The organism is Gemmata palustris (assembly GCF_017939745.1).
In the GTDB taxonomy this organism is placed as follows: Bacteria; Planctomycetota; Planctomycetia; order Gemmatales; family Gemmataceae; genus Gemmata; species Gemmata palustris.
This window is the reverse complement of the sequence record NZ_JAGKQQ010000001.1, coordinates 2,902,470-2,928,188: the sequence shown is the minus strand read 5'-3', so window position 1 is coordinate 2,928,188 and position 25,719 is coordinate 2,902,470. Positions and strand designations below refer to the sequence as shown.

Here is a 25,719-nt window from a genome sequence, read left to right as displayed (position 1 = left end):
CGATGGCGCGTAGAACGAAGGGCAGGGGCGCCCGATGGTCCGCCGAGTCAGTCAGTCACTCGTTGCTTGGTTCCTCGTTTGGGACGTGGCCCTTACAGCAGGGGCGTGGGTCGCTGCGTACTTCGTGCGGTTCCACTCGGGTTTCTTCACCGCGCACCGCGGTGTTCCAGACTTCGTTCTGTACCTCCGCACGCTACCGCTCATTCTGCTCGTCGGGGGCATCGCGTACCGAATCGCCGGGATGTACGAGGTCCACCGGTTGCGGCGGTTCCGTGAAGAACTCGCGGCGGTGGCTCGCGGCGTCGGGCTGATGTCCCTTCTTGTGATGGCGACCAGTTTCGCCCGCCAAGCACAGTACGAGTCCCGCGGCGCGATGGTGATGTTCGCCGTGGGGACACTTTGCTCCTTGCTCGTGGCCCGGCGCGCCAGTTGGACCGGAATGCGCCGGCTCCGTGCGCGCGGGGTGAATCAGAGTCACGCGCTGGTCGTCGGCACGGGCCGGCTCGCGCGGCGCACGGTGCGCACGCTTCGCACTGTGAACTGGTCCGGCATTCAACCCCTGGGCTACGTCGAGGACGATGCGCACCGCGGGTCCGGGGCAGATTTGCCGCTCCTCGGCTCCCTCGCGGAGTTGCCAGAACTCGTTGAAAAGCACCACATCGAACACGTATTCGTTGCGCTCCCCCTCAACCGCTACGCGGACGCGCGCCGGGTGTTCACGGCCCTGTCGCAGACGGTCGTGGACGTGCAACTCATCGCCGATCTCCCGGCAATCGCGGGCATGACGTTCACCACGACTCAGATCCACGGCATGACGGTGGTCGGGTTGCGCGAGAACCCGCACCACGGGCTGAACGTGGTCGTGAAGCGCGTCATGGATATTTGCCTCGCGCTCGTCGCGATCGTGTTGACCGGGCCGCTCATGGCGCTGATCGCGGCGCTCGTCAAGCTCACCAGTCCCGGCCCGGTCCTCTATCGGCAAGAGCGGTGCGGGCTGAACGGCAGCTCGTTCATGATGATGAAGTTCCGTTCGCTGCGCGCGGACGCGGAAGCAAACGGCCCGCAGATGACCGCGAAGAACGACCCGCGGCGCACGCGGTTGGGGGCCATCCTGCGCGCCACGAACATGGACGAACTGCCGCAATTCTTCAACGTGCTGTGGGGCGACATGAGCATCGTCGGCCCGCGCCCGGAGCGCCCGGTGTTCGTGCGGCAGTTCGCGAAGTCGATCCCCAACTACAACGCCCGCCACGCGGTGAAAGCCGGGATCACCGGGTGGGCACAGGTGAACGGCTGGCGCGGGAACTCGTCGCTCCGCAAGCGCGTTCAGTTCGATCTTTACTACATCAGTCACTGGAACCCACTTTTCGATCTGCGGATCGTGTTCCTCACGGTCTGGCGCATGCTCTTTTCAAAGCAGAAACACGCATATTGATGAAATGACTCCGGTGTGAAGACGTGATAAAGCCCGTTGGCGGGTGTTGGCCCCGGCGCGCGCTTCGCGGTATTATCTCTGGGACCGTCGGCCCGCACGTCTCGCTCCCGGAGTTCTCCTATGCGCACCCGTCTCGCGTTGTTCGTGCCGCTCCTTCTTGTTTCGGCCACGGCACCCCCCGCGCCCTCACAACCGCCGGCAACCCCCGCGAAACCGTCGGCACTCGCGGTCGTACCCACCGACTCGTTCGGGTTCCTCACGGTGAACGTCGGCAAGTTGTGGGACAACCCCGATTTCAAACCGCTCCGCGACTGGTTCGTCGCGCAAAAGTCCGGCCCGGCGGAAGATGCGATCGGCTTGCCGATGGGCGACATCGAGCGCCTGACGCTGTTCGTGCCGGCCATGACGCGCGATCCGGAGCCCCTGCTGCTCGTCACAACGAAGAAGCCGTACAACGAAGCGAAATTAATCAAGCTCTTGAACGGCGAACGCGAACCGCGAGCGAGTAGCAACATTATTCGCACCAAGGGTGGTGCGTTTTCGCTCGTCGTGCTGGCGGATGACCAGACTGTACTGTATGTCCCCGAACGCGATCAACTCGCACTCGCCGGGCTGGTCGGTCAGCTCGTTGCGAAAAAGACGGACGGCCCGCTGGCGGTCGCACTGGCCGACGCCACAAAGCACGACATCGCGTTCGCGCTGGACGCCCGCCCGCTCGCCGAATTCGCACGGGTCGATCAGATCAAGGAACTGGCCCCCTACGCGGCCCTCTTCAAAGCGCGCACGGTGACGTTCGCAGCAGATTTCGACAAGACCGCCCAGGGCGCGCTGAAAATCACGTTCCCGGACGCGGAGAGCGCGAAACGCGCGGCACCCGTGCTGAAGGAAGGGCTGAGTGAGGTCACGGACGCGGCCGAGAAGGACCTTGTGGTCCGCAAGGAGAAAGCGGACTCGGCCGAATACGCGCTGCTCGGGACGTTCATCGCGGTCCTGAAAGCGACGAAGGTCGAGGCCAATGGGGTCGATGTCTTCGCGACCGGTGACCTCCCTCACCAGGACGCGGTCGCGAAGCTCGCCGCCGCACTACCCAAGTCCTATGCGGCCGCCGCGAACAGCGCGCGCGGGCTCAACAACCTCAAGCAACTCGCGCTCGGGATGTACAACTACGAAAGCGCGATGGGGGTCTTCCCGAGTGACGTGTACCCGTTCGGCGACAAACCGTCCGCGTGGAGCTGGCGCGTCCAAATTCTCCCGTACCTCGAGCAGGACAACTTGTATAAGGTGCTCGATCTCACGAAATCCTGGGACGATCCCGCTAACCTGAAGAAGCTCGAAGCGATGGAGATGCCGAAGGTGTTCGAGATCCCGGGGCGCCCGGCCCCGAAGGGGCACACGTACTTCCGCATCTTCACTCTTCCAAAGGGCGCGAAGGGGACCGATCGCCCGTTGCTCACGGAAGGACAAAAGGGACCGCGAGTTACTGAGATCACCGACGGTACGAGCAACACGTTCATGATCGTCGAAGCCGGTGAAGCGGTCCCGTGGTACAAGCCGGACGTGCTCGCGTTCGACGGCAAACTTCCGCTGCCGCAACTCGGCGACAAGGGCGCGGACAAGTTCATCGCTGCGATGGGCGACGGCAGCGTTCGTGTTCTCCGGCCGAGCAAGGTCGGGGAGATGACGCTCCGTGCGCTCGTCACCATTCAGGGCGGCGAGATCATCAACCTGCCGTGATCGGACGCAGCGGTTCCAAGTGAACCGCTGTTTCGCATTCAACACCTACCTCTTCCCGAGGTGTTCACCGTGATCCAGCCACGACTGTTGCCCGCGCTGGCACTGATGGCCGGGCTGTCCTTGTATGCGCCCTCCACCGCACAACAACTGCCTCAACCGGGTGCCCCCGGTGAGGCGCCACCAGCGGCTTCCGCGCTGCCGGTCGTGCCGAAATCGGCCGGCGCGTTCATCACGCTCAAAGTTTCCGATCTCGCACGGAACCCGGACCTGAAGACGGTACTCGCGCAACTCGCGAAGCAGCCGGACGCGCTCGCGGGGCTCACCGAAGTGATCGGCGTGGCGCCGACGGAGATCGATCGCGTGACGCTGTTCTGGCCGCGCCTCGACCCGCGCGGCGGGGCGGAGCCGATCCTGGTCGTGACCACGCGCGAGCCATTCAACGAAGTCCGCGTGCTGAAGAGCCTGAAGGCCGAACCCGTGTTCGAGGGCGATGCCGGGCGCGGTCCACGCGGCGGCTTCGGTGGTTCGCCGCCGAGAGTAGAGGTGAAGTCCCCGGCCCCTCGCCCGATCGAGGTGGCCCCCGACCCGAAGGACGCGGATTCGTGCTCAGCAACTGCGGACGGCGGGGACGCGGAACCTCTGTGCTACGCGCTCGAACGCAACCCGTTCTCCGTGCTGTTCCTGATCGATGAGCGCACGCTCGTGTTTCTCCCCGGGGGGACGAGCGGCGAACGCGCGCGCATGGCGCTCCTCGGCGCGACTCTGAAAAAGAACGCGACGGGTCCGCTCGCCGACGCGCTCGCGGCCGCAAGCACCCACACGCTCGCGGCCGGTATTCACCTGCCGCCCGTGTTCCGCGAGTTCGACCGGCACGTGCCGCGCGAACTGGTGCCGTACACCGCGCTGCTCGCGTCGCGCACCGCGGTCCTCGCGGGCGATCTCAACGAGTCCGCGAAGTTGACGCTGGCGCTCACCTTTGATGACGCGACCGCCGCAAAGCGGGCCGCTCCAGTGCTCGAAGAGGGCATCGGGACGGTCGCCGAGAAGCTGAACGAGTGGGCCGCGGAGATGAAGGAGAGCCGCCGACCGTTCGAGAAGTCCGCGGCGCCGATCGTGACCGCGTTTGCCGCGAGCTTGAAGAAGGCCACCGTGAAGACCGAGGGCACGGCAGTGCTCGCGAGTGCGGAGGTCGATGCCGGCCCCGCCGCGTCGAAGGCGTTCGGCGAACTGCTCCAGGCCGTTCAAAGCCGCAAGAAGGCCGAGCAGCGGATGAACAACTTGAAGCAGATCGGCCTCGCACTTCACGCTTATCACGACGCGAACGGTAAGTTCCCCACGAACGTCTACGGGCCGAACGGGGAAGTGCTCCTCAGTTGGCGCGTTCACCTGTTACCGTATCTCGAAGAAGACAATCTCTACAAGCAGTTCAAGATGGACGAGGCGTGGGACGGGCCGAACAACAAGGCGCTCATCGAGAAGATGCCGAAGGTATACCTGGCGCCCGACCGCGACCACACGAAGGGCAAGACGTTCTATCAGGGCTTCGTCGGCTCCGATCTGCAAAAGCCCCAACCGAAGGGGATCTTCGGGCGCCCGTGGCTGCGGCAGGGGGAAAAGACCGGTCTTGCGATCACGTCGATCCACGACGGCACCTCGAACACGCTCGCGGTGATCGAGGCCGGGGAGGGCGTCATCTGGTCGAAGCCCGGCGACCTGCCGTTTGGCGGGGCGGTTCCTCCGCTCGGCGACAAGGGCTGGGACCGAACTCCCGCGCTGCGCTTCGACGGCAGCGTGAGCATGTTCCCGACCAATCTCAAACCGGAAGTGTTCTGGCCGTATGTCACGATCGACGGCGGCGAAGTGACCGTCGATCCCGAGGACGCAGCGGGCTCCAATCGCCCGCCGCTCGGGACGCGCCCGGTTCCTCCGCCGGCCGTGAAAGAGGCGCCGAAGTGATCTCTTTTCCCGGGACCACGGACGTTCCGCCCGCTCCTCTTCCGAAGAGCAGGCGGGACGTCTGCGGTCCCGGGATCAGCACTAGCGGGAGCGGTGCCGGGTGTTGCGCACTTCGCCGCTCACTCGCCGCCCTTGAACTGCGCTTTGTCGATCTTGTACTGCGCAATCTTGTCCGTGATGCTGCGGCGCGAGAGCCCCGTAATCTTCGCACACTTGCCCACGTGCCCCCGCGAGCGCTTGAGAGCGCGACGGATGTACCGCTCCTCGAACGCCGCGACCAGTTCGGCCAATTGGTCCGGTAGCTTGCGGGTCAGGTCCACCTGGAACGGGTTCTTGCCGCCCTCGGCTTTGCGCCCCACTTCCGGGGGTAAGTCTTTCGTGCGGATGACGCCGTCGCGCGCGGTCACGCAAGCGCGCTCGATGGCGTTTTCGAGCTGGCGCACGTTCCCGGGCCACGCGCACTTCGTCAGCATGGCCATCGCTTCCGGGCTGACGGTGGGCGCCTTCTGGTTGATGCGCGCGAACTTCTCGCAGAAGTGCGACACGAGCACGGGGATGTCCTCGACGCGCTCGCGCAGCGGCGGCAGGTCGATCCGCACCACGTTCAGCCGGTAATAGAGGTCTTCCCGGAACTTCCCGTCCTTCACCAGCTTTTCCATGTCCTGGTGGGTCGCGGCGACCACGCGCACGTCCACCTCGATCGGCTCCGTCCCGCCCACGCGCTCGAACCGGCGCTCCTGGAGCACGCGGAGCAGTTTGATCTGCATCGACATCGGCACGTCGCCGATCTCGTCGAGGAACAGCGTCCCCTTGTGGGCCAGCTCGAACCGCCCGATGCGCTTGCGGTCGGCCCCGGTGTACGACCCCTTCTCGTGGCCGAACAGTTCGCTCTCCAGCAGGTTCTCGTTGAGCGCGCCGCAGTTGACCGCGACGAACTCGCCGGGCCGGATCGCGGTGGACGCCTGGTGGATCGCGCGCGCGACCTGCTCCTTCCCGCTCCCGGTTTCGCCGCGGATCAGCACCGTCGAACTGGTCTCGGCGATGTTGCCGATCAGCTCGAACATGTCGTACATCTTCGGGCTGCGGCTCAGCACGTTCTGGAAGGCGTGGCGGTCGCCGAGCTCGCGCCGCAGGGCGGCGACCTCGTCCCGGAGCGTGCGCTCGCGCAGCGCCCGTTGGACGATGAGCTGGAGGTGCTGCGGGTCCGGCGGCTTGGTCATGAAGTCGTAAACGCCCATCCGCATCGCTTCGACGGCGTCTTTTACGTTCCCGTGACCGGTGGTAACGATGATGGTGACGGGGATCTTCTCGCCCTGGATCGCCTCGATCAGCTTCATCCCGCCGACCTTCGGCATCCGCAGGTCGGTGATGACCAGGCTGTACGGCTTCGTGCGGAGCAGCGCCAAACCCGCGGCGCCGTCCTCGGCGGTATCGACCTCCAGCCCGAGGCTCATCTGGAGCAGTTCCTGGAGCGAAGCGCGGGTGTCTTCCAGGTCCTCGACGACCAGTACCCGTTGCGCCGGTGAGGGGGCTGGCACGGAAGGTGCAGGAGTCGTGTCATTAACCATGCGCTGTTCCTACGTTGATTACCCGAACCTGTATTCTACAGCCCGAACCGGTTCCGTGGAACACACCCGCGCTTTGCCCCGGACGTTTTCGGGGCGGCCAAGCTCCGAATACTGGCACGACGCGACGAGAACGACCCAGCGCCCTCACCGTTCGGAGCCGCGGTACACGGAGTGTGCCGGGCGCCCCGACCCGTTCGGCCCTTCGCCCATCTCAGGGAAGCCATGCTCGAGGTACTAACCGGTCTATTCGATCCCGCGGGATTCGCCCGGCGCGGGGAGGGCGGAACCGGTTGGACCCCCGCCCTCATCTGGCTGCACGCCACCAGCGACTTTTTGATCTGGTTGGCCTACGTTTCGATTCCATTAATGTTGTTCTATTTTACGCGGCGCCGCGACCTGCCGTTCCCGCGCCTCTTCGTCCTCTTCGCGCTGTTCCTCCTCGCGTGCGGCACCACGCACCTGATCGACGCGCTGCTCTTCGAGTACCCGGTGTACCGGTTCGAGGGGGTGATGAAGGCCGTCACCGCGGTCCTGTCGTGGACGGCGGTCGTTGCACTGATTCAAGTGATCCCGCGCGTCGTGCCCACCGTAACCGGGGCGGTGACGGCAACCGATACGGGAACCAAGCACCACCGCCCGCTCTCCGGTGCCGGGCGCGGGGTGCCCTGGCGCGCCTACATCATCGCCGTTCTGGTCGGCGTCCTCGCACTACTCGTGCGCGGGGTCGTGGACACGCTCCTGCGCGACGACCAAATCTTCGTCGTCGCGCTCCTCGGGGTCGTGTACGTGAGCTGGCAGCACGGGTTCCGGCCCGCACTGGTGACCCTGATTATTACCGTGGTCGGGTACATGTATTTTTTCTTGCCGCCGCGCGGGACGCTCTTCATTACCGGGCTCGGGAACCAGTTGGCGAGCGCGCTGTTCTTTTTTTGCGGGGTCGCGTGTGCGGCCCTGGGGGAATCGCAGCGGGTGGCCCAGCGGCGCGCGCGCGCCGCACTCACCTCCGCACTGGCCCGGCAGGAAGAACTGGAATCCGAGGTCGTCCGGCGCCGGGTGGTGGAGGCGGCCCTCCGGCAGCGCGAGGGGGAATTAATGACGGCCCGGAACCAGGCCGCCGAAGCGCTCGCCCGGCTGGACGCCTTTCTCGACAACGCCCCGGTGGGCATCGTTTTTTTCGACCACGACTTGCGGTACGAGAAGGTCAACACGTTCCTCGCCGCGGCGAACGGCAAACCGGTGAGCGAGCACTTGGGGCGCAAACTCACGGACGTGCTGCCCGACTTCCCGCGCGAGTTGGCGGAGACGTACCGCCGGATCGCGACCGGCGCGTCCGGGGCGTACTCGGGTACCGTCCAGCGCCCCAATCTCGCGACCGGGGGGGCACTGGTGTGGCACGTGACCGCGTTCCCGGTGCGCCGGGCGGACGGGTACACGTTGGGCGCGGGCGTCGTGCTCCACGACATTACGGAGCAGAGGCGCACGGCGGACGAACTGGCCGAGCGCGCCCGCGCGACCGCGCTCCGGGCGGACGTGTCATCGGCCCTCGCCACGGTCCGCGAAACGAACGCGGCCCTTCAAACTTGTGTGGAAACCCTGGTCCGCTCTCTCGACGCGGCGCTTGCGCGCATTTGGCTCACGGACGCAACGGGCGAGTGGCTCGAACTGAGGGCGAGCGCCGGTCTGTACACGCACCTGGACGGAGCCCACAGCCGGGTCCGGGTCGGCGATTTTAAGATCGGCCGAATCGCCCAGACGGGCGCGTCGCACTTGACGAACGATGTCCTGAACGACCCGAACGTGAGTGACCCGGCGTGGGCGGCCCGTGAGGGGATGCGGTCGTTCGTCGGCTACCCGCTCGTCGTGGAGGGCCGCGTCCTCGGGGTTTTGGCCCTGTTCTCCCGCGCCAAGTTGTCCGAAGCGCTGGTGGCCGATCTCGGGCCGGTCGCGGCGAGCGTCGCACAGTACATCGATCGGCGCCGGACCGGTGGCGCGCTGCACGAGAGCGAGGAGCGGTTCCGAACGATGGCCGACAGTTCCCCGGCCCTCATCTGGCTCTCGGAACCGGACCGGCGGCGCACGTACTTCAACAAGACGTGGTTGGCGTTCACGGGGCGGACACCGGACCAGTTGGCCGGCTTCGGGTGGGCCGACGACATCCACCCCGAGGACCGCGCCCGGTACCTGGACATCTACAACGCCGCCGCCGACCGGCGCGAGCCGTTCGGGCTGGAGTACCGCCTGCGCCGGCACGACGGCGAGTACCGGTGGGTGCTGGCCCGAGGGACGCCGCGGCACACGTCCGGGGGCACGTTCGTGGGGTTCGCGGGCCTGTGCCTGGACGTCACCGATCAGCGCGCCGCCGAAATCGCGGTGCGCCTCAACGAAGAGCGGTACCGGACGCTCACCGAAGCGGTCCCGCACATCGTGTGGAACGCGGGCGCGGACGGCGAGATCACGTACTTCAACCGGCGCTGGCTCGAACAGACCGCACTACAAGTGGAGGAAGCCCGCGGGGGCGGGTGGATGCGTGCGGTTCACCCGGACGACCGGGACCGTGTTTACGGGGCGTGGCAGCGCACCGTGAATCACGCCACCTCCGGCGGAGCGGACCGGTTCTCCGAAGAGTTCCGCCTGATGCACACCGGGACCGGCACCTACCGCTGGTTCCAGAGCGTCGCGGTCCCGTTGCGGCACGCCGACGGGCGCGTGGACCAGTGGATCGGGTCGATGGCCGATATTCACGACCAGAAGACCGCGGTGGAACTGATCGGCGAGAGCGAGGCGTTTCGCCGGAGCGTGTTCGAGAACAGCCCCGACTGCCTGAAGGTGTTCGACCTCGACGGGCGCGTGCTGGAAATGAACCAGGCCGGGTGCCGGCTGATGGAGGTGGACGACTTTGAAGCGATCCGGGGCGGCGCGTGGGCCGAACAGTGGCCGGTCGCGAACCGCGAGACGATTCGGGAAGCGGTCGCGGACGCGCGCGCCGGCGCCGTCGGGCGGTTCCAGGGGTTCTGCCCGACCGCGAAGGGCACCCCGAGGTACTGGGACGTGTCGGTCGCGCCGCTGCCCGGGGCGGACGGGCGCCCGTTCCGGTTACTCGGCGTCTCGCGCGACGTGACCGAGCAGCGCCGGGCCGAGGAGCACATGCGGGCCAGCGAGTTGCGGTTCCGCACGCTCACCGAAACCGTTCCGCAAATCGTCTGGACGGCCGACCCGCGCGGTACGGTGACGTTCTTCAACCGCCGCTGGGCCGAGTACACCGGGGCGGAACTCGAATCCGGGCGGGAGTCGGGTTGGGGGGGCGATTTACTCCACCCCGACGACGCGGACCGGCTCCGCGCCGGGTGGCAACTCGCGGTCGCGAACCGGGCCGACGGGTTCTCGCAGGAGTTCCGGCTGCGGCGCGCGGCGGACGGCGAGTACCGCTGGTTCCTCTCCGCGGCGATTTCGCTGCGCGACCCGACGGGCGCGGTCGGCGAGTGGGTGGGAACACTCACCGATATCGACGATCAAAAGCGCCAGCGGGACTTCCTGGAACAGGTGGTGCGCGAGCGGACGGCCGCACTGGAGCAGGCGAACGCGGCCCTGACCGGCGAGATCGAGGTCCGAAAGGGGACCGAGGCCAAAGTCCGGGCGGTCGCGGTCGAGCTGGAGCGCAGTAACGGCGAACTGGAGAAGTTCGCGTACATCGCCTCGCACGACCTCCAGGAGCCGCTCCGGAAGATTCAGGCGTTCGGCGACCGGCTCGTCACCAAGTGTCGCGACGCGCTGCCCGACAAGGGAAAAGAGTACGTGGACCGGATGCTGGTCGCCGCGGGCCGGATGCGCCGGCTCATCGACGACCTGCTCTCGTTCTCGCGCGTCACCACGCAACAGCGCCCGTTCAAGCCGCTCGATTTGGGTAAACTGGTCCGGGAGGTCGTGTCGGATTTGGACGTTCGGATCGGGCAAGCGAACGGGCGGGTCGTAATCGGGGCGCTGCCCGAGGTCCGTGCCGACCCGACGCAGATGCGGCAGTTGTTTCAGAACCTCATCGCCAACGCGGTAAAATTTCAGCGACCGGGCGTACCGCCCGTCGTGGAGATCGCGGGAGAACTCGTTACCCCGCCCCCGGGTGATCCGGGGGCGGGCGGGCCGGCGCACCGGTTGTCCGTGCGGGACAACGGGATCGGGTTCGATGAGAAGTACCGGGACCGGATTTTTGAAGTGTTCCAGCGGCTCCACGGGCGGGACGAGTACGAGGGGACCGGGGTCGGACTCGCTATTTGTCGTAAGATCGCCGAACGGCACGGCGGGACGATCACGGCCCACAGCCGGGAAGGGGACGGGGCCACGTTCGTGGTCACGCTCCCGGTCCGTCAAACTCCAGCGCACGAGGATACCAACGCCGATGCCCCACAGGAGCAAGCCAATCACGATCCTGATGGCCGATGACGACCCCGACGACCGCCAACTCACCCGCGAGGCGTTCGAGGAGAACCATTTGGCCAACGATTTGCGGTTCGTGGAGGACGGTGAGGAGCTGCTCGACTACCTGCACCAGCGCGGGAAGTACGCCGCCGAGGGCGCGGCCCCGCTCCCCGGGCTGATCCTCCTCGATCTGAACATGCCGCGGAAGGACGGGCGCGAGGCCCTTCAGGAGATAAAATCGGACCCGCGCTTGCGCAACATCCGCATTGTGGTGATGACGACCTCCAAGGCCGAGGAGGACGTGCTCCGGAGCTACGACCTGTCGGCCGCGTCGTACATCACGAAACCCGTTACCTTCGAGCGCCTGGTCGACGTGGTGCGAGCGCTCGGAAAGTACTGGCTCGAAATAGTGGAGCTTCCTCCCGATGGGAACGGACCCCAAAGTTAGCCGCCCGCCCGGTTCCGTGACCCGGGTGCTGTTAATCGACGACGACGAGGACGACCGGTTCCTGACCGAGGAGCGCCTGGCGGACGTGCCCGGGCGCCCGTACTCGCTGGACTGGACGCCCCAATACGCGGAGGGGCTCGAGGCGATTTGCACGGGCACACACGACGTGTACCTGTTGGACTTCCACCTCGGGGCGCGGACCGGTATCGAGCTGCTCCGCGAGGCCCGCGCCCGCGGGCGCTCGGCGCCGGTCATTTTGTTCACCGGTCAGGCGCACTCGCGCACCGACTTCGAGGCGCTCGACGCGGGCGCGGACGATTACCTGGAAAAAGCCGGTCTCACCTCGTCCCTCCTGGATCGCGCGATCCGCTTCGCTGTTGCGCAGTCCCGTGCCTCTGCCGAACTGGAGCGCAAGGTGCAAGAGCGGACCGACGAACTGGCCCGGGCGAACGCGGCGCTGCGCGAGGCCGACAAGCGGAAGGACGAGTTCCTCGCGCTCCTGGCCCACGAACTGCGCAACCCGCTCACACCCATCATGAACGCCCTGGAGATCCTCCGGCTCGCGAACGACACGGGCGACACCGTTCGGCGCCAGCGCGAGCGCATGGAGCGCCAGGTCGCGCAGCTCAAGCGCCTCGTCGAAGACCTGCTGGACGTCTCCCGGATCACGACCGGTAAGTTGCGCCTGACCATCGAACCGCTGACCATTCAGGACGTTATGGAGTCCGTGCTCGATATGAGCCGGTCGCTGTTCGAGAAAGCCGGGCTGGAGCTGATCGTGGACGTGCCGGCGGCCCCCGTGCGGCTCGAATGCGACCGGGTCCGGCTCACGCAGGTGTTCGGCAACATCTTGAACAACGCGAGCAAGTTCACCGAGCCGGGGGGCCGCGTGTGGCTCACGGTGGCGCCCACCGGCGGGCGCGTGACGGTGAGCGTGCGCGACACCGGGGTGGGCATTCCCGCGGCCGTGATCCCGCAACTCTTCGGGCTGTTCACGCAGGTCGATCGCACGCTGAACCGGTCGCAATCGGGTCTGGGGATCGGGTTGGCGCTGGTGCGCCGACTGGTGGAGATGCACGGCGGCACGGTCTCTGCACACAGTGAAGGAGTGGGAACCGGAGCGACGTTCACGGTCCACTTGCCCACATCACGTTCGGCTTGAGCCCGGCTATTTGAGCGGTTTCGGCTCTTTACAACGCGCACCCCAATGCGCTTCACCGGGCAACACTTTGCTGCGCACCGCGGCACTCCCCTTGCGTGTACCGAAGCAACGTTCGTCTGCGCTTCTACACACGGAAGGGGACTCATTATGTCTTCGGACTGGCAACGCGCGCTCACCGCGCTGTCTGCGACGGTCGTTGGTACAGTGCTCGTGGCGCTGCTCTTCTGGGCGCGCTCGATTTTTATTCCGGTGACGCTCGCAATTTTCTTGGCGTTCGTGCTGGCTCCTGTCGTTAACCGGTTGCAGCGGCGCGGATTGGGGAGAAGCCCGGCCGTAATTGTTACGGTCGGTTTTCTGGGCCTCGTGTGTGCCGGGATCGGGGCCGTTATCGCGCAGCAGGTCACGCAACTCGCGGGAACACTCCCCGACCGCCAGGAAATCATCAAGCAGAAGATCACCGCGGCCAAAACCGCGCTCGTCGGCGACGGGAGCAGCCGGTTCGGTTCCCTGGTTGATGACGTGACGAACATCATCTCCCCGAAGCCCCTGACGACCCCCGCGATGATGGTCGAATCGCCGGCCCCGTCGTTGGCCGCTCAAATGAACCTGTACCTCAGCCCCGCGGCAGAGTTTTTGGGCCAAGCGGCGTTCACGTTCATCCTGACCGTGTTCATGCTCCTGAAGCGCGAGGACCTGCGCAACCGGATGATCCGACTCCTGGGTTCCGGGAAGGTGACTACAACCACGAAAGCCGTAGACGATGCGTCCCAGCGCATCAGCCGGTACCTGCTCAGCCAACTGATGGTGAACACCGCGTTCGGGGCCGTTATCACAGTTGGGCTGTTCGCCCTCGACGTGAAATACTGTCTGTTGTGGGGCTTCATCGCCACGATGATGCGGTACGTGCCGTACATCGGCACGTGGGTGGGGCTGATCCCGCCGGTGCTGTTCTCGTTCGCCACCGCGCCCGAGTGGGGGGCCGGGTGGGGACAACCGGCCGCGGTGTTCGTGCTGTTCATCGGTTTGGAAACGATCTGCAACAACTTCATCGAGCCCACCCTGTACGGCAAGAGCATGGGCTTGTCGGAAGTTGCACAACTGGTGGCCGCAGCATTCTGGGCGTTCCTGTGGGGGCCGATCGGCCTGATCCTGTCCGGTCCGCTCACCGTGTGCCTCCTGGTGCTCGGGCGCCACGTCCGGCAGTTCGAGTTCTTCGTCGTGCTGCTCGGCGACGAACCGGCACTGGAACCACAGGTCGCGTTCTACCAGCGCCTTACGGCCCGCGACCAGGACGAAGCGGCCGAGGTCGCGCTGAGCGCGGCCGAAGAGAGCGGCGCGGAGGCCGCGTTCGACAAGGTTCTCGTTCCGGCCCTGTGCCTGGCGCGCCGGGACCACGAAGACGGCGATCTGGATAAGGCGGACCTCCGGTACGTGGTGGGCGCGACGCGGGAGATCGCGGAGGAGATTGCGGAGCTGCGGGCGCCGACGACCGGGGCCTTTGAAGCACGGGTGCGCGCGCTCGTGGTCCCCGCCCGCGACGAAGCCGAGCACGTTGCGGCCGAAGTGTTCGCGATGACTCTCGACCCGGCCCGCTGGGAAGTGAAGGTCGCGGGGGATGAAACGCTGGCTTCCGAACTCGTGGGGATCGTCGCCGAGTTCCGGCCCGCGGTGGTCGTGATCGCGACGATGCCGCCCGGGGGCGTGACCCACGCGCGGTACCTGCTGGCCCGGCTGCGCCAGCGGTTCCCGGAAGTGAAACTGCTCGTCGGACGCTGGGGCTTCGAGTCCGCGGCCCTCGACCCGCGCAGCGAAGCCATCAAAAACACTGACGGCATCGACCGAACTCTGGCCGACACCCGCAAGCGCCTCACAGAAATTCACGCGACGCTCGCGACCGAGGGGGCCGGGTTCACGGAGCACCCGGCGAAAGCCGAAAGCGAATTGGTTGGCACGGCGGGTGCATAACACTGAGCGTCATCGGGAGGAACTGGTTCCGCCCGGACTTCAAACTCTTCAGGAGGCTTGTACCGTGGCTGATATCAAAGACCGCATGAAGAACGGTATCGATAACGCAGCGGACGCGGCCAAGAACGCGACTGACCGGGCCGCCGGTGCGACCCAGGGCGCGAAGCAAGAAGGCCAGAACATCGTGGACCGCGTGAAGGACAATGCCCAGGGCCTGATCGACCGGGCCGGTGACGTAGCCGGTCACGCCCGCGAGAAGGTCCAGGAGTGGGCCGGCGACGCCCGCGACGCTGCTCGGAACGCTGGTGGCAAGGCGGAACAGTGGGCCGAAGACGCCTACAGCGCCACCACCGATTCGGTCGGCGACTTCGGGCGCGAGGTCACGAGCCTCGTTCGCAAGCACCCGCTCCCGGCCCTGCTCATCGGGTTCGGTGTCGGTCTCCTCATTGGGCGGACCGCCCGCGTGCTTTGATCGCTAAACGTGACGCAACACGGCGACCCCGGGAATCGTCCCGGGGTCGCCGTCGTTCGTACCTGTGCTTTGACAGTAAGTGATTTGTGGCACAAGCTTTGCGATTCTCGAGCACACGCCCAATGTCACGGAGACCCTATTCGATGGTCACCCCTCCGACTCGCCGCTCTCGATACGCACCATCCGTCGTCACGAAAAATGATCTGCTCGAGCTCCTTAACGCGGACTTCACTCGCGAGTGCCGAGCGATCTACGCGCACGCGGTATTCGCGGAGCGGCTCAAAGATATTGATCCAACCGCGTCGGCCGCCATCACGCGCGGCGGTCAGGAAACGGTCCTCGCGGCGCTGGCACTTTGCCAGCTCATCTATGATTACGGCGGGATCGTTGCGAACGATCTCGACGAGCTCAACGCCGTCTTAAATGCGGACCGTGTGGCCCAACCCGGCTGGGCCGTGGAAACCGTGCGCCGACTGCACGAACGCGCGGGCCAGCTCCGCTCCGCAGGCGAGCCGGGGTTGGCGAAGCGCGTGCGCCGCATCCTCGCCGCGAAGAGAGCTGCGAAGCCACTCGACGAATGGGTCATCGGGCGGCAGCGGAGCGGGTCGAAGTGAGCACCGGGTGTGACAACGAAATCTCATCGCGGCCGGGGAATTACCCCGGCCGCGATTGTTTTTCGGCTCTGCAAGTATTTGGCTCGCTCGATAGGGCACGCAATTGAGTCGCTCTTCAACGAGAAGGTTATTGTGCCACGTAGTCGAGTGGGCGGGGCACTCGCGATCCCGGGAAAAACAAAACCGCCCCCGAAATATCGGGAGCGGTTCGAGTGAGCGTCGGTGGCTGCTCTTTAGTGAGTGGGAGCCACTTGAGGAGGAGCTAGTGGGGCCTGCACAACCGGCGCGGCGTTGACAGCCGCCGCAGGGATTGTCGCCGCGACATTGGTCGGCGCGGGTGCTACTACCGCGGCCGGGTGCGCCGCGGCCGTTTGCTGAATAGCGGCTTCTGCATTCAGGACCGCTTGCGGGGGCAGTTCCGATTGCCGGGCGGCGCGGCCGAGCGGCCCGAGGATCAACCCCAGGAAGATAAACGTTACACCTGTGAGGAACAGGCCCGCGACCCAGAACCACTGTGAACGGCTCATCTCATACTCGCGCGTGAAGTACCACACGAGCGTCCACACGCACAGGAGGGAACCACCGGTGACGTACCCAAGAGCCGTCCGCGGACCGAACGCCGGGTGAGAAAGCATGGGCATGATTGTGCTCCAATTCACGAGAGTTAAGGGCCGCAGGCCCCGTGTTGTTCGCAACTGCTTTTACCTCGAATGCAACGCCCATGCCGTTCGGCGACTTCATATGGCACAGCGGTTGCGTAACGTTTGGTACCCGACACTCTCGTCGGGCCAATCTGTCGATCAGGTGAGGTAACAACATGCGCGTTTGGCATATCGCGACCGCGGCGCTGGTGGCGTTCAGTTTCGGCTGCAACAAGAGCCCCGAGGGCGGAACGCCCGGTACGAGTGCGTCCTTCAAGATCTCGCTGCCCAGCGGCACGAGCACTCTTCCCAAAGATGTGAAGCAAGGTAACACCGAGGTCTACGACGGGAGCATCGATCGCGGCTCGGACTTCAAAAAAGACGTGAAATTGTCCGTGGCTTCCAAGCCGGACAAGATCGACGTCAAATTGAACAAGGACTCGATCAAGGCCGGTGAGGGCGACACGAAGTTCACCATTACCGTGGTAGCCGCGAAGGATGCCGCGATCGGCGAACACGAGATCAAGATCACCGGCACCCCGGACGGCGGTAGCCCGACGAGCGGCACGTTCAAGATCAAGGTGATCGAGAACAAGTAACCGGTCGGCGGAACACTACTACGCCCGCCGGCACCGTTGCCGGTGGGCATTTTTCATGAGGAGCCCCCGATGAGCACGGCAACAGACGAACCGACGACCTGCGATACCGAAGCACTGAACTCGCTGCTGCGGGGCGAACTGTCGGCGGTCGAAACGTACACTCAGGCGATGAGCAAGTTCGACGACGTTCAGGTGATCTCGGAACTGCAAAAGATCCGCGACGAGCACAGCCGCGCGGTGCGCGAGCTGCGCGACCGCGTGGTTCTGTTCAGCGGCACACCGGCGGAAAGCTCCGCGGTCTGGGGGACGTTCACCGCCGCCGTGACCGCGACCGCAAAAGCGCTCGGCCCCGCGACGGTCGTCGCCGCGCTGCGCCAGGGCGAGGAACACGGCATCAGCGCGTATGAAGACGCGCTCCACAATCCGGAAATTCACGCGGATTGTCACCGGATGATTCTGACGGACCTGTTACCCGCGTGCCGGAAGCACGTCGAGGAGCTCAATCACCTTCTCGGTTGCAGTCACCACGATTAAGTGGTAATGGCTCCCCGGCGCCCGAAAGGATTTCCCTCATGTCTTCTCTCACGTGCAGTTCTGTCGGTAGCACGACCAAGCCGGCGCCGGGGCTGACCGGGGTCGCAGTAATCGTCGCCGCGACCGCTCTCGTCGGTGTGCTCGGTGGGCTCGTTACCGCTCCCGCGGTGGACGGTTGGTACCGCGACCTCGCGAAGCCGACCTGGACCCCGCCCGACTGGGTGTTCGGCCCGGTGTGGACGGCCCTGTACGCGATGATGGCGGTCGCCGCTTCTATCGTCTGGGTCGAGCGGAACAGCGACGACGTGTGCTGCCCGCTGGCCGCGTTCGGGCTCCAGCTCGTTCTGAACCTGGCCTGGAGCGTGTGCTTCTTCGGCCTGCACAGCCCGCTGCTGGGATTCCTCGACATTTGCCTGTTGTGGGTTTTGGTCGCGGTCACAATGGCCGAATTCTTCCTGGTATCGCGCCTCGCCGGGTTGCTCCTTTTGCCGTACTGGTTGTGGGTCACGTTCGCCGCGGCACTCAATGCCGCGATCGTGATCCACGGCGGTTGAGAAGCGCGAGTACCGATCAAACGCGAAGGCCCGCTCGATATTTCGAGCGGGCCTTCGCGTTGTTGGTGGGTCACGTTACTACCGCGGGGCAACAAGTTCCTGTTCTGCACGCAGCCAGAACTCCGCGCCGTCCCCTTCCGGGCGGCCGGCTTGTTCCCACAAGAAAAACGCCCGCGCGCGAATCTTGTCCTCGCTCGTCTTCGCGGGGTTCGGAGTAGGTTGTAGCGAGACCGATTCCGATGCTTCGGCCGGATTAGTACGCTGGGTGACCGGTGTATGGGTGCCGCTTCGCGCGGGACTCTTGCTGGCCATGTGGTTCTCCGGGGTGGGAGGCTAACTGTGGAAGATCGGGCGCGACATTCTACGCAGGACGCTTCACCCGCGCGCGACTTTGAGAACTCTCTTGCGCTGTGTCGCGCGGTGGGGGTGAAAAATTGGGCGCGGGCACTCGGTGTTGTGACGTGTTCGCAATGTGATAGTGCTGGGAAAACAGCGTTTTGTGCGTGCATTCGACTCGTCTCCGTTCTCGATTTCGCGCTCCGGGATCGTTTCCCACGTCGTTGAATTGCGAATTGGCACGGTGTCTGCATTACCTCAATCACTCGCCGCGAGGCGGGATGACCGAACAGACTGCTGATCGGATGGATCGGCAGAAACGATACAGACGGCTCCGCGTTCGTGTCAACCTGTCGTACTCGAAGAGTCGCGGCAGTTCACAATAGTAGTCCTCCTCACGCACCACTAATTTGGAGAGCTAGCCATGCTCCGCTGGGCACTAATGTTCTTGGTCGTCGCGCTGATTTCGGCCCTGTTCGGCTTCACCGACGTGGCCGGCACTTCGATGGTTGCCGCCAAGATCCTGTTCTTCGTGTTCCTGGTGATGTTCGTAGTCTCCCTCGTTTTGGGGGGCCGGTCCACCAGAGACGTCGTCTAGCGGTGAACCAGTGCCGCTCGCAGCGACCCACCCAATCAGGGTGGGTCGCTGCGTTTGGTTACTGTGTTTGGCGTGCGCGTTGCAATGGGCCTGGCACCATCGGGGTCGAAACGATGAAGATGAAGCCACGAGACGTGTGGAAATTGTTGAAAGACTCGGGTGCGAAGTTCATTGAAGACAAGGCGCCGCGGATCGGGGCCGCACTCGCGTATTACACCGCGCTGTCGCTCTCACCGCTGCTGCTGGCTGTGGTCGCCATCGCGGGGCTCGCGTTCGGAGAAGAGGCCGCGCGCGGCGAGATCGTCGAGCAGTTCCGCGACACGATCGGTGTGGAAGCGGCGAGTTTCGTCGAACAGCTCGTGCTGAAGAGCTCGTCGCAGTCCGATGGGATCTTTGCCGCGGTGATCGCCGGGTGCGTGCTGTTCTTCGGCGCTTCGGGCGTGTTCGCGGACATGCAGAGCGCGCTCAACACGATCTGGAAGGTGCCCGGGCGCCAGTCGGAAGGGGGCATCCTGACTATTGTGAAGGAGCGGCTCCTTTCGTTCTCGCTCGTTTGCGGGGCCGCGTTCCTGCTGCTCGTCTCACTCGTCGCGACGGCGGTACTCGCGGGCATCAACAGCCGCATTTCCGGTTGGCTGCCCGGCATGGACGCGCTCGCGCAAGTGGTCAATTTTGTGCTGAATTTCGCGCTCACAGCGGCGCTGTTCGCGATGATCTTCAAGTGGCTGCCGGAGACGAAGCTCTCGTGGCGCGACGTGGGGGTCGGCGCGTGCGTGACGGCCGGGCTGTTCTCGATCGGCCGCTACCTCATCGGGTTGTACCTGGGTAAAGCGGCGGTCGGTTCGACTTACGGTGCCGCGGGCGCGTTCGTGGTACTCTTAGTGTGGATCTACTACTCGACACAAATCCTGCTGTTCGGTGCGGAACTCACGTTCGTGTACGCCCAACGATTCGGGTCCGGGGTCCGCACCCCGGACGGCGCGCTGGTGGAACCGCGCGCGGCAACGACCCCGGGCCTCGCGCCGGCGGCCGTGAGCTAACAGAACGGATCGCGCTTTTCTTCCTAATTGCCCGGCGGGCGCGAAGGGCGCCCGCTGACTTCATTGAGGAGCCAACAAATGCCCGCGACGAAGCCCATCGCCCGAACTCGACCCTACCCCGCGGCGGAAGTCCGGCGCGGGCGCGCGTCTGCGCCCGCCGCTCACCCCGGGATGGGTGCGATCCCGCACGCCGCGGGGGTCGCGTTCCGGGTTTGGGCGCCGCACGCCGAGAGCGTCGCCGTGGTCGGCACGTTCAACAACTTCGACAAGGCCAAGAACCCGCTGACGCGCGAGAACGACGAGGGCTATTGGTACGCCGACGTGCCCGGCGCGAAGATCGGCGCGGAGTACCGCTTCGTGCTCCAGACGCCGGCGGGCGAGCTCTCGAAGATCGATCCCTACGCGCGCGAGGTGACCAACTCCGTCGGCAACGGCGTCGTTCACGATCCGAACTTCGATTGGGGCGAGGAGTTCTTCCCCAGCCCGAAGTGGAACGAGATGGTCATCTACGAACTGCACGTTGGCACGTTCAACGACGAGAAACCGGACGACCCGATGCCCGCGACGTTCGAGAGCATCGTGCGCCGGTTCGATCACCTGAAGCGCCTCGGGGTGAACTGCATCCAGGTGATGCCGGTGGCGGAGTTCGCGGGCGACCGGTCCTGGGGGTACAACCCGGCCCACATGTTCGCGGTCGAGAGTTCCTACGGCGGCCCAAAGAAGTTCAAGGAGTTCGTGCGCGAGGCGCACCGCAACGGGTTCGCGGTCATTCTCGACGTGGTTTACAACCACTTCGGGCCGAGCGACCTCGACCTGTGGCGGTTCGATGGGTGGAGCGAGAACGATGGCGGTGGGATCTACTTCTACCAGGACTGGCGCAACGAGACCCCGTGGGGCGCGACCCGGCCCGATTACGGGCGCCCCGAAGTGCGCCAGTTCGTCCGCGACAACGCGCTCATGTGGGTCGAGGACTACCACATTGACGGGCTCCGTATGGACATGACTCTGTACATCCGCAGCGTGCGCGCGGACGGCGAGCCGAACCTCCCGGACGGTTGGACCCTGATGCAGTGGGTGAACGGCGAGATCCGCGAGAAGCACCCGAACACGATCACCATCGCCGAAGACCTGCAACACAACGACTGGATCACGAAGACGGTCGGAGAGGGCGGGGCCGGGTACGGGAGCCAGTGGGACGACCAGTTCGTTCACCCGATCCGCGAAGCCGTTATTGCGGCCGAAGACGAGCACCGGTCGATGGGCGCGGTCGCGGGGGCGCTCACCAACCGGTACAACGCAGACGCGTTCCAGCGCGTGATCTACAGCGAGAGCCACGACGAAGTCGCCAACGGTAAGGCCCGCGTGGTCCACGAGATCGCGCCGGGCGACCCGAAGAACTGGTTCGCGCAGAAGCGGTCCACGCTCGCCGCGGCCCTGGTGTTCACCGCGCCGGGCATTCCGATGCTCTTTCAGGGGCAGGAATTCCTGGAGGGCGAGTGGTTCCGGGACACGGTCCCCGTTGATTGGGACAAGCGCGCGGAGTTCAAAGGGATCGTGCGCCTGTACCGCGACCTCATCAACCTGCGGTTGAACCGGGGCGGTCAGACGCGGGGGCTGGCCGGGCAGCACGTTCAGGTGATTCGCGCCGATGAGACGGCAAAAGTGATCGCGTTTCACCGGTGGATGGAGGGTGGGGAAAATGATTCTGTTGTAGTAGTTGTGAACTTTCACCGTGACGCACGAGAGAACTTCCGGATCGGCTTCCCGGCACCAGGGGCATGGAAGTTGCTCCTCAACTCAGACTGGGAGGGTTACAGCACACTGTTCGGCAACCACCCTTCCTCCGACGCGACCGCCGAAGTCGGCGAGTGCGACGGGTTGCCGAACCACGCGGCCGTAAACATCGGCCCGTACAGCGTGCTGGTGTTCGCACAAGCCCACAACTCCTGAGGACGCAGCATGAACATCCGCATCTCCGCGACCCGCGAGTGCCTGAAGGAGACCAATTTGGAAAGCCGCCTCGCGTGTCTAGCGGATGCCGGCCCGCAGGCCATTTCGGACCGGCTCGCTCAACTCGAGCGCGAGTGGAGCGCGGGACGGATGACGAAGGCGGCGATCGGTGTACTGATTGTGGTGGGCCTGGGGCTCACCGCGCTGGCGAACCCCTGGTGGCTGGTGCTCCCGGCCATCGGCGGGCTGTTCCTGCTCCAGTACCTGTTCGGGCGCTCGTCGTGGCTCGGCGCGACGTTCCGCGAGATGGGGTTCCGGTCGGGCTCCGACATCGACCAAGAGCGGTTCGCACTGCGGGCACTCCGGGGCGACTTCAAGAACCTCCCGACGGTTCACGAGATCGAGAGCAAGGACGACATCTCGCGGTTGGAGGGGGAGGGCGGGATCGCCTTCGACCCGGAGGAATCGAAGCACGACGCGAAGGACGCGATCAAGATCGTTATTCAAGCAGCCAAGAACTAATTCGAGCCGCTTGACTCGCAGGGGCCGACCGGTGGAATCCGGTCGGCCCCGTTCATTTACTGGCGCTCGCGTGCCCATTAGAGAGCACCCCCGTGCGCGGCCCGAGAATTGCAAAGGGCAGACGAAATTCATGCCGTTTGCATCGCGACCGCCACGCAGAGCCGCCGGGTCGATGGCGTATTACAGCACAGTGTCTGACACGTCGGTTCGCAACAACCGTCATTGTGTAATTCCGTATACTCTTTGCAATTACCAGGTGAGTTGTTCGACGCGCTACAGTACCGAGAACGGGTGCGTTCGGGGAGAAAATCGCGGTATGGTAGCGTTTGTCAGCCTGTGTTAGTCGTTTTCCCGGGCGGTTGGACGGGCAACGACACAAATAGTCTGGAAATACCGTGAATTGGTAGGGGAGGTGAGTTCACACGGTCCTCCAAGGCCGAAATGTTAGCGGATGTTAGCCAAGTACCAACGCGGCGAGGGGTAGGTACCAAAATGCCGCAAAAAGGCACTTCCTGTGTCCGGCACGCAACGTGCATTCGGATGAGACATTGGTTACCTGTTCCAGGAGACCCCGATGGCCACCACCGAAGCCGCCCCCCCTCCCACATACGACGGTTCCAACCGCGCACCGAGCGAGCCATCGAACTCGATGGCCGGCCTCGTCTCGGGGATCATCAACGACGCACAAACGCTCCTCCGCCAGCAGGCCGAAATGCTGAAGTCGGAGGTGCGCGAGGACTTCAAGCGGTCGAAGCGGGCCGCCGAGTTCGGTGCGCTGGGGGTCGTGTTCGGCACGGTCGGGGCACTAGGGCTCATTACCGCGCTCGCGTACTTCATGCACGAGCAGTTCCAGTTCGCGATGTGGGCCTCGTGGGGCATCGTGGGCGGGCTGTTCTTCGCGGTCGGCGGGGCGCTCGGTTGGATCAGCTACGGTCTGCTCGAACGGTTTAACCCGCTCCCGGATAAAACTCTTAACGCGCTCAAGGAGAACATCTCGTGGCAGACCAAGTAACCCCCGCCGTCGAAAAGACGCCCGAGGAAATCGAGCGGGAAATGCTCCAGACGCGCGAGTCCCTCACTGAGAAGGTCACCGCCCTGGAGAACCAGGTGGTCGGTACGGTGCAGACCGCGGCGGACACGATTTCCGGTACCGTCGACGCGGTCCGGTCGTTCGTGTCGAGCGCGCCGGAAACGGTGAGCGAAACCGTCAAACAAGCGACGGCCGCAGTGAGCGAGAGCATGAAGGGCGTATTCGACATCTCCGCGCACGTCCGCCAGAACCCGTGGACCGCGGTCGGGGTCTCGGCGCTCCTGGGTGGTATTGTCGGGTACCTGACGGCGTCGCGACGGGAATCGTTCAGCGCACTCGCGGTTGCCCCCCCCCCGGTCCCGCAACCGGCCGCGGCCCCGTCCGCCCCACGTGAACCGGGAATCGCGGACGAGTTCATGGGGATGATTAGCGGCAAACTGAAAGAGCTTGCCGAAACCGCGATCAACTCGGTATCGGCTTCACTGAAGTCCAACATCGAAACCGGTGTGCCGCGCTTGGTAGACGAGGCCGCGACCGCTTTGGCAGATAAGGCGTCAGGCGCCGACGCATCGCCCCTCGCCGCCCGGTTCGATGCCCGCCGCAATTCCGCATAAGACCGGACGAATTTGTGCGCTTCGTGACCGGGAACGTGGGGGACTCGAACCCGGTCACGAAGCATACGGGGGGAGGGGAGCGTGCGAATCGTGGGGATCATACTCGTTGCTCTCGGGGCAATGGCTCTCGGCTGGGAAGGGTTCAGTTACGTCACAACGGAACAGGTCGGTGACGGCCCGGCTGAGATGTGGCGCGAGAAGGAAAGAACCATCTGGGTGCCGCCGCTCGTGAGCGGGATCGTAGTTGTGAGTGGCCTGCTTCTGCTAGCGAGTAACGGCCGGCGTGAGGAGTTGTAACCGCCCGAGGTAAATTCCTAACTCACGAGATCGCGAACCCGTCTGTTCGCTGCCGTGTCCGGGTACTAGAATTCGGAATGACCCGGAGAGGTGGCAGAGTGGTCGAATGCGTCGGTCTCGAAAACCGATATACCAGCAATGGTATCGAGGGTTCAAATCCCTCCCTCTCCGCTTAAACGCCAGTTGCAAAGTGACGCAACTGGCGTTTTTTCATGGACTTTCGGCACATCTCACTTCACGACACCCGGCCAAAAACCTCGATCTGTCGGATTTCCTTTAGGTGTTACGCGGTCCGTGATTTTGGGAAGCTGATGTGCGGCCGCGTGAGTTAGGCTCGGACGGCGTCCCGAAACGCGGGGGCCGTGCGCCGGTGCCTCGAAGCAGACGGGAGCCGGACGAGCGGTGGTGACCGACATCAATCGGCGCGAAGTGAGCGGTGGTGCTGCGCTGGGTGGGGTTCCACGACTTTCCGATACGCGGTCCGCATTAGCTTCGCGCGAATCGCACGATCGGCATCGTTACGGCTTTGGTTCATGATCGATCTGCCTCACAAGACGCCGTAGCGGTCATAAACCTCTCGCAGGGTCCGGCCCGCTTTCAACTCTTTTCGGGAAAGAGATTCCTGTTCGGCCTTGTGACAAGCCCGATCGACAACTTGGGCGAGGACCGACGCGGGAATCACCACGATGCCGTCGAAGTCGGCGAAAACGGTGTCCCCGGGGCGCACGAGCACGTCGCCGCACCGCACCGGGACGTCGTAGGCCATCACCCGGCCGCGCCCCATCGAGTCCAGCGGGCGGATGCCGGTGTAGTAGACGGGGAAGCCGAGTTCGATCGTCTTCAGGCAGTCGCGGATCTGGCTGTCGCACACGCACCCGACCGCCCCGCGGCACTGCGCCGCGGTGGACATCAACTCGCCCCACGGCGCGTTCGTTCCGGCGAAGTCGGTCGAGTGGACGACCACGTCGCCCGGTCGAAGGGCGTCGATCGCCTCGATTTCCAGCCCGTAAGGGTTCTCCTCGTCGGCGTAATCGGCCTCCATCCAGCGGACCGTCCGGGCGCGCCCAATGAACCCGCACCGCTCGCGGTCCGGGAGCAACGGGCGCAGGCGGTGGTGCATCGCCTGCTGGCGAAAGTCGAGCGCGTCAAGGATGTCGCACACCGCGGCGACATACGACCGCGTTTGCAGGCGCTGCCACAGTTCGGACTCGGTCGGTGTCGCATCGGACATTTCTATCCC

At 65.0% G+C, this 25,719-nt stretch carries 23 protein-coding genes and 1 tRNA gene; 20 read left to right on the top strand and 4 right to left on the bottom strand.

What is annotated here, in order from left to right:
* Window positions 1-34 precede the first annotated feature (34 nt).
* From J8F10_RS11925 to J8F10_RS40315, 3 genes are all read left to right on the top strand, one after another.
* Window positions 35-1,435, top strand: a complete 1,401-nt coding sequence (locus J8F10_RS11925) for an undecaprenyl-phosphate glucose phosphotransferase (RefSeq protein WP_210654037.1) — start codon at window positions 35-37, stop codon at window positions 1,433-1,435.
* 120 nt (window positions 1,436-1,555) lie between these two features.
* Complete coding sequence (locus J8F10_RS11920) at window positions 1,556-3,169, top strand: DUF1559 family PulG-like putative transporter (protein ID WP_210654036.1); 1,614 nt, start codon at window positions 1,556-1,558, stop codon at window positions 3,167-3,169.
* A 69-nt stretch (window positions 3,170-3,238) separates the two neighbouring features.
* The gene (locus tag J8F10_RS40315; protein WP_315854106.1) at window positions 3,239-5,125 is read left to right on the top strand and encodes a DUF1559 family PulG-like putative transporter; all 1,887 of its coding nucleotides are present in this window, start codon (window positions 3,239-3,241) and stop codon (window positions 5,123-5,125) included.
* Window positions 5,126-5,244: 119 nt separating this feature from the next.
* Here the strand turns inward: J8F10_RS40315 and J8F10_RS11910 are convergent, their stop codons facing one another.
* Window positions 5,245-6,693, bottom strand: a complete 1,449-nt coding sequence (locus tag J8F10_RS11910; RefSeq protein WP_246523199.1) for a sigma-54-dependent transcriptional regulator — start codon at window positions 6,691-6,693, stop codon at window positions 5,245-5,247.
* 222 nt (window positions 6,694-6,915) lie between these two features.
* Between J8F10_RS11910 and J8F10_RS11905 the strand changes: the two genes are divergently transcribed.
* From J8F10_RS11905 to J8F10_RS11880, 6 genes are all read left to right on the top strand, one after another.
* Window positions 6,916-11,127, top strand: a complete 4,212-nt coding sequence (locus J8F10_RS11905; protein ID WP_210654035.1) for a PAS domain S-box protein — start codon at window positions 6,916-6,918, stop codon at window positions 11,125-11,127.
* Complete coding sequence (locus J8F10_RS11900; protein ID WP_246523198.1) at window positions 11,084-11,551, top strand: response regulator; 468 nt, start codon at window positions 11,084-11,086, stop codon at window positions 11,549-11,551. The genes J8F10_RS11905 and J8F10_RS11900 overlap by 44 nt, the downstream gene beginning before the upstream one ends.
* Window positions 11,529-12,713 (top strand): hybrid sensor histidine kinase/response regulator, encoded by a 1,185-nt coding sequence (locus J8F10_RS11895; RefSeq protein WP_210654034.1) that lies wholly within the window; start codon window positions 11,529-11,531, stop codon window positions 12,711-12,713. Before J8F10_RS11900 ends, J8F10_RS11895 begins: the two co-directional genes overlap by 23 nt.
* A 147-nt stretch (window positions 12,714-12,860) precedes the next feature.
* Complete coding sequence (locus J8F10_RS11890; RefSeq protein ID WP_210654033.1) at window positions 12,861-14,678, top strand: AI-2E family transporter; 1,818 nt, start codon at window positions 12,861-12,863, stop codon at window positions 14,676-14,678.
* Between the two features lie 64 nt (window positions 14,679-14,742).
* A complete protein-coding gene (locus J8F10_RS11885; RefSeq protein WP_210654032.1) occupies window positions 14,743-15,150 on the top strand; it encodes a DUF883 family protein in 408 nt (135 codons plus the stop codon).
* Between the two features lie 143 nt (window positions 15,151-15,293).
* Window positions 15,294-15,764 carry a hypothetical protein gene (locus tag J8F10_RS11880; protein WP_210654031.1) on the top strand — a complete coding sequence of 157 codons (471 nt, stop codon included), beginning with the start codon at window positions 15,294-15,296 and terminating at the stop codon, window positions 15,762-15,764.
* 233 nt (window positions 15,765-15,997) lie between these two features.
* On the opposite strand, the gene J8F10_RS11875 is transcribed toward J8F10_RS11880, so the two are convergent.
* Window positions 15,998-16,405, bottom strand: a complete 408-nt coding sequence (locus J8F10_RS11875) for a hypothetical protein (protein WP_210654030.1) — start codon at window positions 16,403-16,405, stop codon at window positions 15,998-16,000.
* A gap of 176 nt (window positions 16,406-16,581) precedes the next feature.
* Between J8F10_RS11875 and J8F10_RS11870 the strand changes: the two genes are divergently transcribed.
* From J8F10_RS11870 to J8F10_RS11860, 3 genes are all read left to right on the top strand, one after another.
* Window positions 16,582-17,004, top strand: a complete 423-nt coding sequence (locus tag J8F10_RS11870; RefSeq protein ID WP_210654029.1) for a hypothetical protein — start codon at window positions 16,582-16,584, stop codon at window positions 17,002-17,004.
* 69 nt (window positions 17,005-17,073) lie between these two features.
* The gene (locus tag J8F10_RS11865; protein WP_210654028.1) at window positions 17,074-17,538 is read left to right on the top strand and encodes a DUF2383 domain-containing protein; all 465 of its coding nucleotides are present in this window, start codon (window positions 17,074-17,076) and stop codon (window positions 17,536-17,538) included.
* Between the two features lie 38 nt (window positions 17,539-17,576).
* Window positions 17,577-18,092, top strand: coding sequence for a TspO/MBR family protein (locus J8F10_RS11860; RefSeq protein ID WP_210654027.1), 516 nt, complete (start codon window positions 17,577-17,579; stop codon window positions 18,090-18,092).
* 78 nt (window positions 18,093-18,170) lie between these two features.
* Here J8F10_RS11860 and J8F10_RS11855 read toward each other — a convergent pair whose 3' ends face one another.
* On the bottom strand, window positions 18,171-18,404 hold the full coding sequence (locus J8F10_RS11855) for a DUF2934 domain-containing protein (RefSeq protein ID WP_210654026.1): 234 nt from the start codon (window positions 18,402-18,404) through the stop codon (window positions 18,171-18,173).
* A 448-nt stretch (window positions 18,405-18,852) separates the two neighbouring features.
* On the opposite strand from J8F10_RS11855, the gene J8F10_RS11850 reads away from it, so the two are divergent.
* From J8F10_RS11850 to J8F10_RS11815, 8 genes are all read left to right on the top strand, one after another.
* Entirely contained in the window at window positions 18,853-19,026 is a 174-nt protein-coding gene (locus tag J8F10_RS11850; protein ID WP_082840763.1) for a DUF1328 domain-containing protein, read from the top strand.
* A gap of 113 nt (window positions 19,027-19,139) precedes the next feature.
* Complete coding sequence (locus tag J8F10_RS11845) at window positions 19,140-20,066, top strand: YihY/virulence factor BrkB family protein (RefSeq protein WP_210654025.1); 927 nt, start codon at window positions 19,140-19,142, stop codon at window positions 20,064-20,066.
* A gap of 78 nt (window positions 20,067-20,144) precedes the next feature.
* Window positions 20,145-22,016 (top strand): alpha-amylase family glycosyl hydrolase, encoded by a 1,872-nt coding sequence (locus J8F10_RS11840; RefSeq protein WP_210654024.1) that lies wholly within the window; start codon window positions 20,145-20,147, stop codon window positions 22,014-22,016.
* Window positions 22,017-22,025: 9 nt separating this feature from the next.
* Window positions 22,026-22,538, top strand: coding sequence for a hypothetical protein (locus J8F10_RS11835; RefSeq protein WP_210654023.1), 513 nt, complete (start codon window positions 22,026-22,028; stop codon window positions 22,536-22,538).
* Window positions 22,539-23,112: 574 nt separating this feature from the next.
* Window positions 23,113-23,550: a phage holin family protein gene (locus J8F10_RS11830; protein WP_210654022.1), complete on the top strand. Its 438-nt coding sequence runs from the start codon at window positions 23,113-23,115 to the stop codon at window positions 23,548-23,550.
* Window positions 23,535-24,182, top strand: coding sequence for a DUF883 family protein (locus J8F10_RS11825; protein WP_210654021.1), 648 nt, complete (start codon window positions 23,535-23,537; stop codon window positions 24,180-24,182). Before J8F10_RS11830 ends, J8F10_RS11825 begins: the two co-directional genes overlap by 16 nt.
* Window positions 24,183-24,263: 81 nt before the next feature.
* Window positions 24,264-24,479 (top strand): hypothetical protein, encoded by a 216-nt coding sequence (locus J8F10_RS11820; protein ID WP_210654020.1) that lies wholly within the window; start codon window positions 24,264-24,266, stop codon window positions 24,477-24,479.
* Between the two features lie 84 nt (window positions 24,480-24,563).
* Window positions 24,564-24,650 (top strand) — tRNA-Ser (locus J8F10_RS11815).
* 376 nt (window positions 24,651-25,026) lie between these two features.
* Here the strand turns inward: J8F10_RS11815 and J8F10_RS11810 are convergent.
* Window positions 25,027-25,710 carry an RraA family protein gene (locus J8F10_RS11810; protein WP_210654019.1) on the bottom strand — a complete coding sequence of 228 codons (684 nt, stop codon included), beginning with the start codon at window positions 25,708-25,710 and terminating at the stop codon, window positions 25,027-25,029.
* Between the last annotated feature and the right edge of the window lie 9 nt (window positions 25,711-25,719).

Excerpts from the sequence above, each read along its gene's own strand:
- J8F10_RS11810 (WP_210654019.1), bottom strand. The coding sequence starts at position 25,710 with ATGTCCGATGCGACACCGACCGAGTCCGAACTGTGGCAGCGCCTGCAA.
- J8F10_RS11865 (WP_210654028.1), top strand. The coding sequence starts at position 17,074 with ATGAGCACGGCAACAGACGAACCGACGACCTGCGATACCGAAGCACTG.
- J8F10_RS11845 (WP_210654025.1), top strand. The coding sequence starts at position 19,140 with ATGAAGATGAAGCCACGAGACGTGTGGAAATTGTTGAAAGACTCGGGT.
- J8F10_RS11890 (WP_210654033.1), top strand. The coding sequence starts at position 12,861 with ATGTCTTCGGACTGGCAACGCGCGCTCACCGCGCTGTCTGCGACGGTC.
- J8F10_RS11855 (WP_210654026.1), bottom strand. The coding sequence starts at position 18,404 with ATGGCCAGCAAGAGTCCCGCGCGAAGCGGCACCCATACACCGGTCACC.
- J8F10_RS11900 (WP_246523198.1), top strand. The coding sequence starts at position 11,084 with ATGCCCCACAGGAGCAAGCCAATCACGATCCTGATGGCCGATGACGAC.
- J8F10_RS11895 (WP_210654034.1), top strand. The coding sequence starts at position 11,529 with ATGGGAACGGACCCCAAAGTTAGCCGCCCGCCCGGTTCCGTGACCCGG.
- J8F10_RS11875 (WP_210654030.1), bottom strand. The coding sequence starts at position 16,405 with ATGCCCATGCTTTCTCACCCGGCGTTCGGTCCGCGGACGGCTCTTGGG.
- J8F10_RS11860 (WP_210654027.1), top strand. The coding sequence starts at position 17,577 with ATGTCTTCTCTCACGTGCAGTTCTGTCGGTAGCACGACCAAGCCGGCG.
- J8F10_RS11850 (WP_082840763.1), top strand. The coding sequence starts at position 18,853 with ATGCTCCGCTGGGCACTAATGTTCTTGGTCGTCGCGCTGATTTCGGCC.
- J8F10_RS11840 (WP_210654024.1), top strand. The coding sequence starts at position 20,145 with ATGCCCGCGACGAAGCCCATCGCCCGAACTCGACCCTACCCCGCGGCG.
- J8F10_RS11910 (WP_246523199.1), bottom strand. The coding sequence starts at position 6,693 with ATGGTTAATGACACGACTCCTGCACCTTCCGTGCCAGCCCCCTCACCG.
- J8F10_RS11835 (WP_210654023.1), top strand. The coding sequence starts at position 22,026 with ATGAACATCCGCATCTCCGCGACCCGCGAGTGCCTGAAGGAGACCAAT.
- J8F10_RS11905 (WP_210654035.1), top strand. The coding sequence starts at position 6,916 with ATGCTCGAGGTACTAACCGGTCTATTCGATCCCGCGGGATTCGCCCGG.
- J8F10_RS11925 (WP_210654037.1), top strand. The coding sequence starts at position 35 with ATGGTCCGCCGAGTCAGTCAGTCACTCGTTGCTTGGTTCCTCGTTTGG.
- J8F10_RS11880 (WP_210654031.1), top strand. The coding sequence starts at position 15,294 with ATGGTCACCCCTCCGACTCGCCGCTCTCGATACGCACCATCCGTCGTC.
- J8F10_RS11870 (WP_210654029.1), top strand. The coding sequence starts at position 16,582 with ATGCGCGTTTGGCATATCGCGACCGCGGCGCTGGTGGCGTTCAGTTTC.
- J8F10_RS11920 (WP_210654036.1), top strand. The coding sequence starts at position 1,556 with ATGCGCACCCGTCTCGCGTTGTTCGTGCCGCTCCTTCTTGTTTCGGCC.
- J8F10_RS11830 (WP_210654022.1), top strand. The coding sequence starts at position 23,113 with ATGGCCACCACCGAAGCCGCCCCCCCTCCCACATACGACGGTTCCAAC.